This is a genomic window from Fluviicola chungangensis (assembly GCF_007558725.1).
GTDB lineage: Bacteria > Bacteroidota > Bacteroidia > Flavobacteriales_D > Crocinitomicaceae > Fluviicola > Fluviicola chungangensis.
This window is the reverse complement of the sequence record NZ_VLPL01000007.1, coordinates 1-12,894: the sequence shown is the minus strand read 5'-3', so window position 1 is coordinate 12,894 and position 12,894 is coordinate 1. Positions and strand designations below refer to the sequence as shown.

General features: G+C 36.7%; 10 protein-coding genes. 3 read left to right on the top strand and 7 right to left on the bottom strand.

Annotation, left to right across the window (positions count from 1 at the left end):
* Positions 1 to 13: 13 nt before the first annotated feature.
* Positions 14 to 793, bottom strand: a complete 780-nt coding sequence (gene tatC, locus FO442_RS13600; RefSeq protein WP_246073858.1) for a twin-arginine translocase subunit TatC — start codon at positions 791 to 793, stop codon at positions 14 to 16.
* Positions 794 to 1,083: 290 nt separating this feature from the next.
* Between tatC and recQ the strand changes: the two genes are divergently transcribed.
* Positions 1,084 to 3,264: a DNA helicase RecQ gene (gene recQ / locus FO442_RS13595; protein ID WP_144333754.1), complete on the top strand. Its 2,181-nt coding sequence runs from the start codon at positions 1,084 to 1,086 to the stop codon at positions 3,262 to 3,264.
* A gap of 69 nt (positions 3,265 to 3,333) precedes the next feature.
* Here the strand turns inward: recQ and FO442_RS13590 are convergent, their stop codons facing one another.
* A complete protein-coding gene (locus tag FO442_RS13590) occupies positions 3,334 to 4,128 on the bottom strand; it encodes a thymidylate synthase (protein ID WP_144333753.1) in 795 nt (264 codons plus the stop codon).
* Positions 4,129 to 4,256: 128 nt separating this feature from the next.
* Between FO442_RS13590 and FO442_RS13585 the strand changes: the two genes are divergently transcribed.
* The gene (locus FO442_RS13585) at positions 4,257 to 4,634 is read left to right on the top strand and encodes a hypothetical protein (protein WP_144333752.1); all 378 of its coding nucleotides are present in this window, start codon (positions 4,257 to 4,259) and stop codon (positions 4,632 to 4,634) included.
* Positions 4,635 to 5,318: 684 nt separating this feature from the next.
* Here FO442_RS13585 and FO442_RS13580 read toward each other — a convergent pair.
* The 5 genes from FO442_RS13580 to FO442_RS13560 all read right to left on the bottom strand — a co-directional run bounded on the left by FO442_RS13580 (position 5,319) and on the right by FO442_RS13560 (position 11,992).
* Complete coding sequence (locus FO442_RS13580; protein ID WP_144333751.1) at positions 5,319 to 6,536, bottom strand: hypothetical protein; 1,218 nt, start codon at positions 6,534 to 6,536, stop codon at positions 5,319 to 5,321.
* Positions 6,537 to 6,611: 75 nt separating this feature from the next.
* Positions 6,612 to 7,733, bottom strand: coding sequence for a DUF4238 domain-containing protein (locus FO442_RS13575; RefSeq protein ID WP_144333750.1), 1,122 nt, complete (start codon positions 7,731 to 7,733; stop codon positions 6,612 to 6,614).
* Positions 7,726 to 10,944 (bottom strand): hypothetical protein, encoded by a 3,219-nt coding sequence (locus tag FO442_RS13570; protein ID WP_144333749.1) that lies wholly within the window; start codon positions 10,942 to 10,944, stop codon positions 7,726 to 7,728. Before FO442_RS13570 ends, FO442_RS13575 begins: the two co-directional genes overlap by 8 nt.
* A 112-nt stretch (positions 10,945 to 11,056) precedes the next feature.
* A complete protein-coding gene (locus tag FO442_RS13565; RefSeq protein ID WP_144333748.1) occupies positions 11,057 to 11,728 on the bottom strand; it encodes a DUF4145 domain-containing protein in 672 nt (223 codons plus the stop codon).
* A gap of 57 nt (positions 11,729 to 11,785) precedes the next feature.
* Positions 11,786 to 11,992 carry a helix-turn-helix transcriptional regulator gene (locus FO442_RS13560; RefSeq protein WP_144333747.1) on the bottom strand — a complete coding sequence of 69 codons (207 nt, stop codon included), beginning with the start codon at positions 11,990 to 11,992 and terminating at the stop codon, positions 11,786 to 11,788.
* A 159-nt stretch (positions 11,993 to 12,151) separates the two neighbouring features.
* On the opposite strand from FO442_RS13560, the gene FO442_RS13555 reads away from it, so the two are divergent.
* Complete coding sequence (locus FO442_RS13555) at positions 12,152 to 12,478, top strand: hypothetical protein (RefSeq protein WP_144333746.1); 327 nt, start codon at positions 12,152 to 12,154, stop codon at positions 12,476 to 12,478.
* The last annotated feature ends 416 nt before the right edge of the window (positions 12,479 to 12,894 follow it).

Here is a 12,894-nt window from a genome sequence, read left to right as displayed (position 1 = left end):
AACAAGATAGGAATTACCCGTTTATTTCGTCCTTTAAACGTGATTTTTCAACGCGTTTCACCACAAAAATCCCGATCTCATACAAAAGCAGAATCGGAAGACTTACAATCACCTGGGAAATGATATCCGGAGGGGTAATGATCGCTGCTAAAATTAACACCACAACTATCGAGTGCTTGCGGTATTTGGTCAGAAAACCCGAAGAAACAATCCCCAGTTTTCCCAGTAAATATGCCAAAATAGGAAGCAGGAAGAACAATCCGGAATAGAATACAGTTGAAAGAACAGTACTCATATACGAATTAATGGTAAAATCATTCTTGATCTCTTTGGTAATTTGGTATGTACCGAAGAATTGAACACTCATGGGGGCTACAATGAAATAACCGAACAGGATTCCCAGGAAAAAAAGAAGGCTTACATAAAACACGATACCTTTCACCATTTTCTTTTCATTTTGTTTCAATCCCGGTTTTACGAATGACCACAATTGATAGAAGATAAATGGGAACCCAACCACAACTCCTCCTAAGAAGCTCATCCATAAAGCATAGGAGAACTGTCCTCCCATGGTTGTCGACTGGAAATTAATCGGAATCTCTTCTACGCACATAAAATCCATATAGGTGCAAAAGAAATGAAAGGTGAAGAAGTCGGGTTGACTCATTGAAAGGAAAACATGCCTCATGATCCAGTCCTGATTCCACCAAATTACAATAGCCAACACAATGATTACAGCTGCGCTTCGAACCAGTCTCCATCTCAATTCCTCGAGATGTTGTAAGAATGACATATTTTTTTCTTCTTCCATACTATGGCGCAAAGTTAATAATTCATCAAAATTTTCAGGGATTGAAATGTTAATAACCGTTGTTAAGTGATGAAATTCTTTGAAATGACCTGTAAATCTCCCTCTTTTTTTATTAAAAAGCCGCAATTTTTAGGATCATGGGAAGCTTAGTAGTTGTTTTTTATTGATTTATCTTGTATTTTAGTGTAGTTGCCGATTTTATAGCGCCTTTGCGTTTTATTATCTGTAATTTCGATTTATTAATTTAGGTAATCCTCTAATATTCAAACTTTATGGATCAGAATGATCTAAAGGAAGCACTTAGGACATTTTTTGGTTTTGATCAATTTAAGGGACAACAGGAAAATATAATCACCAATGTGTTACAAAAAAAGAACACGTTCGTCATTATGCCTACCGGTGGTGGGAAGTCTCTTTGTTATCAGCTTCCGGCATTATTATCAGAAGGTACGGCTATTGTAGTTTCTCCGTTGATTGCACTGATGAAAAATCAGGTAGATGCGATCCGCAATGTGAGCGACCATAATTCGGTTGCCCATTTTTTGAATTCGTCTCTCAGTAAAACGGAAATTAACCGGGTGAAAGACGATATCCTTGCCGGGAGAACAAAATTATTATACGTTGCCCCCGAATCGCTTACCAAACAAGAAAATATAGACTTCTTAACTTCCGTACCTATTTCATTCTTTGCAATCGATGAAGCGCATTGTATTTCTGAGTGGGGGCATGATTTTCGTCCGGAATACCGCCGATTACGCGAAATTTTTGAGAAGATCTCGGACGTGGCGATTATTGCGCTAACGGCTACAGCAACTCCGAAAGTTCAGGCAGATATTCAGAAAAATCTCAATATGATGGATGCGACATTGTACAAGTCGTCATTCAACAGGGACAATCTGTATTATGAAATCCGGGCGAAGCGGGATGTGGAAAAGGAAATCATTAAATACATCCGCCAGCGACAGGGGAAATCCGGGATCATTTACTGCCTTTCCAGGAAAAAAGTAGAAGAAATGGCTGAATTGCTTCAAGTCAACGGGATCAATGCTTTGGCATATCATGCGGGCTTGGATGCAACTACGCGGGCGAAACACCAGGACATGTTCCTGATGGAAGAAGTGGATGTCATCGTTGCGACCATTGCTTTCGGGATGGGAATTGATAAACCGGATGTTCGCTTTGTCATTCATCACGATATTCCTAAATCGCTGGAAAGTTATTACCAGGAAACGGGTAGGGCCGGCCGCGACGGAGGTGTTGGAGAATGTATCACGTTCTATTCATACAAAGATATTGAAAAACTGGAAAAATTCCTTCAGGGAAAACCGGTTGCAGAACAAGAAATCGGGAAACAGTTACTGAGTGAAATTGTTTCTTATTCTGAAACATCTGTTTGCAGACGAAAATTTATTTTGCATTATTTCGGAGAGGTGTTTGATGAAAAGCAATGCAATGAAATGTGTGACAATTGCAAGCATCCGAGGGAAAAACTGGAAGGCAAAGAATTTGTGCATCAACTGCTCCAGGTAGTTGATTTTCTGCAAGAACAGCAAAAATCGAAACACGTTTGTGCTTTCCTTTCGGGGGGTGTAACAGCTGAGATTAAAAGCTACCGTCATGACCAGGCTCCTTTATTCGGGATTGGAAAAGATCACGACGAACATTTTTGGAATGCGGTGATCCGGCAAACAGTCGTGGCAGGACTGCTTTACAAGGACATCGAAACCTACGGAACACTGAAGTTTACGGAAAAGGGAAAAGCGTTTTTAGCGAATCCGGTTTCGTTTACCTTGTTGAAGCAACACGATTATTCGGCTTCTGACGAAGAGGATGGAATCGTTGCTCCGGGAAAAGGCGGTGCTTTTGATGAGGTCCTTTATGAAATGTTGATTGACCTGAGAAAATCGTTATCAAAACAGAATAACATTCCGCCATTCGTTATTTTCCAGGAACCGACTTTGAAAGACATGTGCTTTCAATATCCGATTACGATAGATGAATTGACGAATTGTCAGGGTGTCGGTGCCGGAAAAGCACAGCGATACGGTCAGCCTTTCATCGAAATGATTCAACAATATGTGGAAGAAAATGATATCGACAGGCCACAGGATCTGGTAGTGAAATCGCTGATCAATAAATCCGTGTTGAAAGTACAGTTGATCCAAAATATCGATCGGAAATTGCCTTTGGAAGATATCGGAAGAGCACAGGGTAAATCAATGGATGAAGTAATTGAAGAGATTGAAGCAATTGTTTCTTCCGGAACAAGGGTAAATATCAATTATTACATCGACGATATTCTGGATGCGGATAACCAGGAAGAGATTTATGAATATTTCTCGGAGGCAGAAACAGACGATTTGGCAACAGCTTATCATGAATTTGACGGGGATTATACCGAAGAAGAATTGCGATTGATGCGCATCAAGTTTATGAGTGAAATGGCGAATTGATTTATAATAAAACACGTAGGGGCGCGATTAATCGCGCCCCTACGTGTTTTATATCGGTAACAAATTATTTTATACGGCTACGGCCGCTTTAATATGCGGATGCGGATCGTAATTCAATAATTCAAAATCTTCGTATTTGAATCCGAAAATGTCTTTTACATTCGGATTGATCTTCATCGTTGGAAGCGGTCTGAAATCACGTTCCAATTGCAATTTTGCCTGGTCCAGATGATTGGTATACAAATGCGCGTCTCCAAGTGTATGAATGAATTCTCCCGGTTTCAGATCACAAACCTGTGCAACCATCATTGTCAGCAATGCATAAGAAGCAATATTGAACGGAACACCCAAAAATGTGTCAGCTGATCGTTGATACAATTGGCAGCTTAATTTCCCCTCGGCCACATAAAATTGGAACATCGTGTGGCAGGGAGGAAGTGCCATGTTATCTACGTAAGCTACATTCCATGCGTTTACGATCAGTCTGCGGGAATTCGGATTTTTTTTAATTTGCTCTATCAGGTTGGAAATCTGGTCGATCGATCCGCCATCAGGAGTAGGCCATGAACGCCATTGATACCCGTAAACCGGACCTAAATCGCCGTTTTCATCTGCCCACTCATCCCAAATAGACACCTTGTTGTCTTTCAGGTATCGGATATTTGTATCTCCCTGGAGAAACCACAACAACTCATGAATGATCGAACGCAGGTGCAACTTTTTGGTTGTCAGGACAGGGAAACCATCTTCCAAATTGAAACGCATCTGGTATCCGAAAGTAGATAAAGTACCTGTACCTGTTCGGTCTCCTTTGAATGTTCCCTTGTCTAAAATGTGTTGTAATAAATCGTGATATTGTTTCATGGGTGTCTTGAAATGAGCATTGGAAAACTAAACCCGAAGTTAGGGAATTTAATCGCAGAGATCTTGTTTTGGTTGATAATTCGATTGTATTGTTGATTCCTTTCTCTATTTTTACCCAAAAGGAAGAAATGCGTTTTTGTTTATTATTTCTCGTTGTTACATGTTCATTTAGTGGAATTTCCCAGGAGATCAAAAAGAAATACCTGGGAGTTTACAGCGGCGAAATCCCTTCTTATGCTTTGGAGTTGGGAGAAGAAGTGTTTCAGGTTCAAAGTGCTGTGATCGAAATCCGGCTGAATCCGGAAGGATTGCTGACGGAGAAAGTAGCAGCAAAAGAAATGAAAGGTACGTACCGGTTGACGAAAGAAGATAAAAACAGTATTTACCTGGAAGTTCGATTGGACGGACAATTCATTCCGGAAAATTATGTTCTGTATAAAAAAGACAAACGCCTGGAACGAAAAGGGATCTATCCCCAGCCGGATGTTTTCCTCAAAAAGATATAATGTGGGTACGCGATTAATCGGGGTATACGTATTATTCGCACCCAAACTATTTTATAATACAAACTGTGTTATATTTTACCACAAATGCACAAATATTGGAGGCGCTTACCAGTGGGAGTTATGTACTTTAAACAGGTGGTTCCAAAATATCCCTGGGTGCTTCATCATTTCAGTGCCTGCCAGCAGGCACTCTTTATCTTTTCCACAGATGCACAGATTAACTGCTCGGCTACCGCACTCGCTTAAGTGGCGACTGGTAAGCGCCACAAATAATCAGTGCATCTGTGGGAAATTATCACTTAGATTCTTGGAGAAGATTTTTCTAAAACAACCTATTTCATAAGTTACCTGTGTTAAGTACATAACTCCCCTTACCAGTCGCCTCTTCGTCTTGCAATGACTCATAAAACTATGTGAAACAAATACAGGATTAAAAATTCAGATCAAAACACTAATTATCAATCGATTATAAATTTCATATGGATTTAGGGTAAGAATAAGGGTACTATTGCACTCCCAACGTTTTCTTAGGGTTCTAAATAATCCTTTAAGCTCCATCAGATTCCCATTTGAGGGTGCGAAAGTGCTTCTATTGCTCAAATATAAGCAAATTTTCAATTGGTAATTTCTAACATTCTACTGTATCAAATAAGCTCTACGAAGTAACACACAACTTCGTAGAGTTTAGTGATTTCGTTTTCTTACTTCCCCATCAAATTGTTCTTCGGTCATACAACAATTAATTATGATCTTACCACTTCCACAAAAGCATAAATCTCTCTTGGAGAGATATGATGTTTTTACTATAAAATCAGGATCATTCAGTTCTCCGATTTCAAGCCCTTTCTCTTTTGCTGCTTTTTCAAATTCATCAATTTTTTTCTTAGATCTTTCCAGTTCTTTGTCAGAAAGTTTTCTATCCCATTGCTTATGTTCAGGATAACCAAAATATTCTTTCCATAATTCAGCCGTTAACGATCCGTCAATAACTGGTGGTTCCAACTTGTATTTACGAACTTCTTCAACTGGCAAGGTTTCTAAGTACTTTACAATGTTGCTCAAATCGGCTTTTAATTCTGTCCCTGTATAGAACTTCTGATAAGAACGTAATAATAATGGCGCAAGGTTTTTGTGCAACTTGTCGTTAGAAGTGAAAATGTTTCCGAACGGCATATAATACAAGTACTCAAGATCTACTTTGTTCGTTGGACGTGTCGTTATTAGACCGCTAGCTAATCCGTAAGAAAAGATTGTATCAACACGCAAACAATGAAAGGCGTATGGAGCAAAAGTTGAAATTTGGGGACGTCCTTGAATCATCCATCGATTTATCACTTCCATTCCGTCAATTGAGCTCACTTTATAATTTCGGAGTAGAATCATCAAAAAAGATTGTTGACCAAAAGGAGTGGTTAAAAACTCTGTTACTTTTTGATTTAAGGTTTTGAAGTCTTTTATTCCCGAAACATCCAGTGTTAGCTTGCTTTTTAAGTTGACCAATATGTCTTCTTGAGTTGTGTGTGCATGCCACAATGCTGATAATTCTTTATCTGCTTCCGAAAACTTTCCGTCTTTCCATTTGTAAACGGACTTTTCTTCCAGCGTTTGATCAATCACAAGCCCTTTTTGTCCACTTGAAGATTGAACCGCTTTTTGCATTCGAACATTTGGTCTTCCATCTAACGATGGTCCTTTTCCCATCAAATCATTATGCACCAAGTCTAAATAGAGATCGTTCACAATAATCTCTACTGGAAACAACTTGTTTGCAAAGTCTTTGACCCTGTCTTCAGGCGGTGGTTTCCCTGCCGTTGCTTCTTTTTTTAGATCACCCAAAATCTCCATTATAAGTATAGGCGTTACGTTGTGCTTATAATAACAACTTAGCCTGTAGAGTTCCATGAAGTTCAATGATTGAAAGGTCGACTTGTCAATAATAATTGTAATGCCCATTTGAAATTGTACTGTTTTCCTTTGTCATAAAGAATTGACTGTCTGGAGTATCTTTTGAAAGTTTCTATCTGAAGAAATATGATGAATAGAATTCATTTCGGCAACTTTCTCCTTTACTTCCGCACTTCTCAATCCTTTTTTCTCCATAAGTGTCTTCAACTCTGAAAAAGCGAGTGCCTTTTCTTTGTAATTTCTAACCCGCTCCAAATTCTCAGGGGTCTCGACATTAAAACTCCTCTGATCTTCAATATGCTTTTCGATTCCATTTTTCGATCCTAGAATCCAACTCTCGGCATTTTTCTCAATATCGGAATTATACATTAAGACATCCAGGATTTCGATGTCCATTCTTCGGAATAAACTTGAAACGTTATTATCTGCTCTCGGAATTATGGTCAGCATCGTTTTTCGATCCAAAGGCAAATGAATCATGTTTGTTTTTTCAAAAGGATTAATTTCCTTTTTGAAATACTCTTCCTCATCATAATCAGGACTAGTCGGGTCTACAAATGCCCGAATAATTACCGGATTATCAGATGTTATGAATTCACTGTCATCGACGATATGATAAACTGAAATGTCATCCATTAATTTGCTTTGCACAAGGTTTTCATAGTCCTGTAGATGTTGAATTAGAAACCTAATTCTATTGTGTTCTTTTCTTTCTTTGATGATTTCTTCTACTTCATTTCTATTCACTTTCGGTTCTTCTCCAAGAAAAGAAATAATCACCTCGTCCTTGGTAGTGTTTTCAAATGCGTGTTTGATTTGTCGCTCGAAGAAATTGTTTTGAATGTTTAGAAATTTAGGCGTTCTAAAGTAAAGGCTTAATGCCGTAGTAATGATTTTTAATCGTGTTTCAAAATCAATAGTTCTAACATTTGGGTCCTTAATGAGTGTATATACTGTGGGGAAAACACTGTCTACTTTATCTGCATAAAAGTGTTCAACATCAAAATTCTTTTCTCCATCATTTGTAGGAATGGTATATAGATTTCTTTCAATACAAATGTCTTTTGTGCTTAGTCTGACTATTTGTTGAGAATCGTGCCTTTTACCATGAATGAAGTATTTACCTTCCATAGATTCCGAGAAATTGTTAAGGTAACTTCTTGGAATAAAATGTTGTCTTACCGGCTTACTCATTATCGGAAGGATCAATAACGTTGAACTCTATAGCAGTATCTTTAACCATTTCGTAAACCAAAAACACATCGGTGCTGATTAGTTTTTTCTGCGAAAGCGGATACATTGTATAAAAGAAAAGATCATCCGTAATCAATACAGAGTTAGGGAATTCTTGAACCATGGCAGCTTGATTTATTAAGTACCGACCTAACTCATTCTCAATTGTATTCCCTGTAGTTGCATCATCCATAATGTCTAATAAGCTTGCAGGATTAATGATCTCACACTTTTCATTGATCCAGGCAATTAAGTGATCGTAATATTCTTTATCCAAAACATAATCTTCATGATGAACCATTCCAAGAGGTTTGTTTCGGTATGAGTTGATCAGTACCATAATGAAACTTGGGATTTTGAACTTATTTTTAAAAGTGTATTTCCCTTCTTTTTCTAAGATATAAAAGTGAAGTAATGAGGTGAAATCCAATATAAAATCATATTCCTGGAAAAAGTCTAAAAGCGGAAATGCTTTCGGGTCCATTTTGAGCAATCCGTTTTTTTCATAGACTAACTTGTAGTAGGCATGAATTAAATTCTCTCTTAGTTCGGAAGTGGAAAATGCCAGTTGGGAAAATAGAATTTTTTGTGAATAGTATTCTTCGTAAACGTTGTATGGATTCTCATTCGGAAGCCCTGCAATTTGATGAATAATGTCCAATGGTGATCCGTCTTCTTCAATGTTAAAAGACTGCATACCAAGCCCAGATTGTGGATTCTTGGTTTCCTCAATGATTTCCATCTTTAGAGCTAAGTATTTATTGCAAATGATGCCTATTTTATATGAGTCAACAATGTTTCCAAGTGGTCTTTTGATCTCAATAACATCATTTGTTTTATGTCCAAGAAGCTGTTTTGAAAATTCATCGTTGGGCTCAATTATTTTGACAAAACCTTCATCTTTTCCATTGATCTTGTAAAACACATAGCAACCTTCTTCAACTTCATCAAAAGTCACAAAAAAATCATCCCAAGGCAATTTCAAAAATGACATAAAAAACATTGTTCTCGCCTGTTTATTGTCTTTTTCTTTTGCCCAATAATAGCAGAGTTCCATACCTTCTTTGTGAAATTTAAACTGGAGTAAAATATTCGCAACTTGAAGTGCAGTAACGGCATTTTGATAGTTGAACTTCGCCAATGTTTCTACATAATTCTCAATTTCATCTGTAGAATTCAAATGGAAACAAGAAATTGCCAGGTAAAGCATGAATAGCTCATCTTGGTCATGCGAAATGGCATACTTACAGATATCTAAACATTCTCCCCAATCGCTAATTAGCGTTCGTTTTTGAATTTCAAGTTTTGTGAATGCCGAATTATACGGAAGATTATTTCTCCAATGCTTTAACCATTTCAACAATTTATGATTGTTAGCCTTGGCATAATGCAGTGCCCAGATATAGTTAGATATCTCAAAAGCTGAAAGAAATTGATCTTCTTTGAGTTCAACTATAGTAATACATTCGTCAAAATTCTTGTTTAGGAAAAAAGCGTCTTGCAAATAATGACTTATGCTAATTTCAGATTTCAATATAACATCCTTATTCGCTAATAGCCATTCCGTATATTCTTCTTTAGGACCTGAAACATATAAATCTCGGTATATCTTGATAAATTCAAAATACTGTGGAACTTCTACCGAAATGTTAGAAAGTTTGTCAAGATCAATATCTTTTGCCTTGTCATGAACAGCTAAAACCCCAACCATTCGCAGGATTTCTTCGGTTGCCAAAGAATCTATTTTTTCCAGTAGCTTGATTCTTCTATTAGCTGTAGTAGCATATGATTCAATATCATCAGCACGATAATGGCAGTAGAGCAACAGACTAATGCTATTGGGAGTTTCTTGACTCATTCCATTCAATATTTGGATCGCTTCATCAATTTTATCGGATTGTTGTAAAACATTTGAAAGAATCAGACTCAGAAGTTCATCATTGTTATTATTTTGATTGTATAACCTCTGAAGTTCAAAAACAGCGGCGTCGTCTTTTGAAATTAAGTAACCGGTGAAAACCCGGAAAAAATCAATTTGAACATAGTATTCCGTGATTTCGGAATTTTGAAGGAGCTTCATAAAACTATCCAAAAGATTATGCGTGCTAATCAAGAGTCGGTTATTATCATAGTCAATTGTATTGAATAGTATTTTGAATTCTCGCAAGAATCGAGTAATAGCAACTTCAGCGATGTATAGATTGTTCTTATAGTTTTGGTGTGTGGATTCGAGTAGAGTTAACACGACACCATCTTGAATTAACTGTGGGTGACTAGTTACTAAATTGTTGAACTGCTCTTTGTTTCTAACATTCAAGTGAATGATTCGATTGAAATCTCGATTGCCAGACACAATTTTAGACACAGAATTCATTCCTTCAGCAATGCTGTCAGGCTTCAATAACACGTTAATCGCATTGGCAAATTCATTTAACGAGTTGGTTGAAAGAATATCATTGACAAGAACTTGTGCCTTATCGTATTCTTCCGTCATGTAATAAGAGATACAAGCCCGTTCTTTTACAACGTCTTTTATCGAATTGAGTTCATAAGCGATGATGAAACATTTATATGCATCGGTTACACGGTTTTTTATCATTTCAAGACACAAACCTTTCAAGTATGCAATTTCTGATCTTAGAATTGAATTGCTAGATAAATTACTGTCATTCAATCTCGTTTCTAAGGCTTCAACTAGCTTTAATGCTGTTTTGGGTTTGTATTCGTTTAGTAGGTTTTTGTAGAGTTGAATTTGTTTGAACCATTCATCTTTCAGCGGACTATTATCTTTTAATATTTCCTTAATTTCTTGAAGGTCTTGGCTGGAAGCTCCTTCATAAAAATCACCCTGCACTTGAATTATCTTGGAGTTACTGATCTGCGAGTTCTTTATTGAATTTTCAGGTTTTTTCGGAGCATCTATTAATTGGCTAATAATGTTATAAATCAGACCGATTAGTACTACAATTAACCCGACTAAAATGTTACTCTGACCAAATATAGTTAGGTAAAAGTCTTTGCCGAAAAAATAAAGGCAGACTACCTGTATCAATGAAGGAATAGCCATTAAGCCGAGACCCGCACTGACAATTATTCGAGTAATTATATTGTATGATTTTGGTTTAAGTGATTTCCAAATAATGGCTAGTTTTTCTACAGTAGTAATGTTCATGCTTAAATAATTGAAATCTTGTTTTATCAAAGGATATGCCAATGGCAAGAACAACTGACATGCTGACTAATTGTCATTGCAACAGCGTGTTATGTACTGACAATATGTTTTTTTACGATTCTTTTGGCAAAAGATCGCCCCAGGTATTAATGCCTGTTTTTACTTTCGAAATTTGTTCAGTTGAGTTGACAATCATTCCACAGATCAAGCAAATTCCATAAATCAATTCCCAGTGCGGTATTTGCTTATTGATGATGTCCATATTCTCTTTGTCGTTTGGCAAATCTGCTAGTACTTTATTTTTTTCCTCATCTGAATAGCCTGCATTTTTCAAAGTGTGCGCTATTTTACCAATTTTCATGGTCACAAGCATTCTTGTTGCTGCATTTCTAATTACAATTGGAGTATCGCTTCCCAGATCGTAAACAGACTCCATTTTTTGTTGAAGCTCAAATAAATCAAATGGTAAAGAACTGTGTGCAGCATCGTTTCGAACTTTTCGAAGTGCATTCAAACTATCTCTCAATGTCTTACTAATTAGCCGAAAAGCAAATGCTAATTCAATCTTAGCAGAAAAGGAACTTAAATGACCTGGATAATTTAAAAGCCTTTCTCTCTCTTTTTTTGAAATTTCATCCGGAAGAGTAATTTCTATTAACTCTGTAAGAAAATCATCAGCGTGCGCCGTTGCAATTAGAATTGCACCACGGCCAGATTCCTCTAATAGATTTTCAAGTAAGACATTAAATAGTTCGTTGATTTTTGGATGTTCGAATATGTACATCTTGTTTTGGTAGTAAATAGTGGAAGTGGTCTAGTAAAGCTAATTGCGGTTCTATTCTTATTTCGTTGAAATCAATAATTCTCGTACATCAACATCTAAAGCTTCTGCAACCTCAAATAAAGTTTCAATAGTTGGTTGCATTTGGTTTGTACACCATTTGGAAACCGTTGTTCGGTTCTTACCCAAAGCTTCTGCCAACCAATTGTTCGTTTTACCTTGTTCAGCTAAGACAGCTTTGATACGATTCTGTGCTTTTTTATCCATTTATTATGTTCTATAGATAGAATTTGAGGAAAAATAAGCATAATTCAACAATCGAAAAATAACGCCTTTTAGCTTAAAATGGTTCTTTTGAATATAAATAATTGTATTAATTTGCTTTAAAAGCATAAAATAAATATTTTTAAGCAAAATTTACAACTCATGCAGAAAAAAACTCCTAAAAAGGTAATCATTCAATTGATAAAAGACGATTTAAGACACCAACATACCGTTTTAGGTTTGAACTTATTGGGGTTCGATCACGATAATGGAATGTTGGATATTTCCCGTTCCGTTTTCTCTCTAATGGAACTGAATTTGAATGATAGGCGATTGGACCACCTAACCGACGAGTATAATGACCGAGCGCATCACGTAACCGAATTTGCCTTTAATGATAAAGAATCTTTTGAGCGGTTGGCAACTGGGATTTATGACTGGTTGGCTTTGGAACGCAAAAAGTACTGGAAGCAATTGAGTAAATCCTGATATTCAGAAATGCCGTTCACATCATTTTTTGCTACTTGCCGTACTCATAGTGGTGCAACTGCATTTTTTTTCCTGACAAAACCCGAATTTTGAGTAATAAAAATCTATTTGCCCCATGATAGGTGGTGCATCTAAGTTTTTTTATCCTTCAAATATTAAAAAATCGTCTAAAAAAGATTATTTGCCCCATTGAGAGTGGTGCATCTAACTTTTTATTATGCTTTGAAAAGCTCTCATTTGAATAAAATCATAACTGCCCACCAAAAGGTGGGCAACTAATTTTTTATTATGGGGGTGTAGTCCTGAAATCACTTTACAGTAAAAAGTAAAGTTATGTCTTATCAATGGAACTCAAAATACAGTATTGAAACAGCAATTGAAGTTGCAAGAAAAATTGATAGTGGTGAATTATCATA

Excerpts from the sequence above, each read along its gene's own strand:
- tatC (WP_246073858.1), bottom strand. The coding sequence starts at position 793 with ATGTCATTCTTACAACATCTCGAGGAATTGAGATGGAGACTGGTTCGA.
- recQ (WP_144333754.1), top strand. The coding sequence starts at position 1,084 with ATGGATCAGAATGATCTAAAGGAAGCACTTAGGACATTTTTTGGTTTT.
- FO442_RS13590 (WP_144333753.1), bottom strand. The coding sequence starts at position 4,128 with ATGAAACAATATCACGATTTATTACAACACATTTTAGACAAGGGAACA.
- FO442_RS13585 (WP_144333752.1), top strand. The coding sequence starts at position 4,257 with ATGCGTTTTTGTTTATTATTTCTCGTTGTTACATGTTCATTTAGTGGA.
- FO442_RS13580 (WP_144333751.1), bottom strand. The coding sequence starts at position 6,536 with ATGGAACTCTACAGGCTAAGTTGTTATTATAAGCACAACGTAACGCCT.
- FO442_RS13575 (WP_144333750.1), bottom strand. The coding sequence starts at position 7,733 with ATGAGTAAGCCGGTAAGACAACATTTTATTCCAAGAAGTTACCTTAAC.
- FO442_RS13570 (WP_144333749.1), bottom strand. The coding sequence starts at position 10,944 with ATGAACATTACTACTGTAGAAAAACTAGCCATTATTTGGAAATCACTT.
- FO442_RS13565 (WP_144333748.1), bottom strand. The coding sequence starts at position 11,728 with ATGTACATATTCGAACATCCAAAAATCAACGAACTATTTAATGTCTTA.
- FO442_RS13560 (WP_144333747.1), bottom strand. The coding sequence starts at position 11,992 with ATGGATAAAAAAGCACAGAATCGTATCAAAGCTGTCTTAGCTGAACAA.
- FO442_RS13555 (WP_144333746.1), top strand. The coding sequence starts at position 12,152 with ATGCAGAAAAAAACTCCTAAAAAGGTAATCATTCAATTGATAAAAGAC.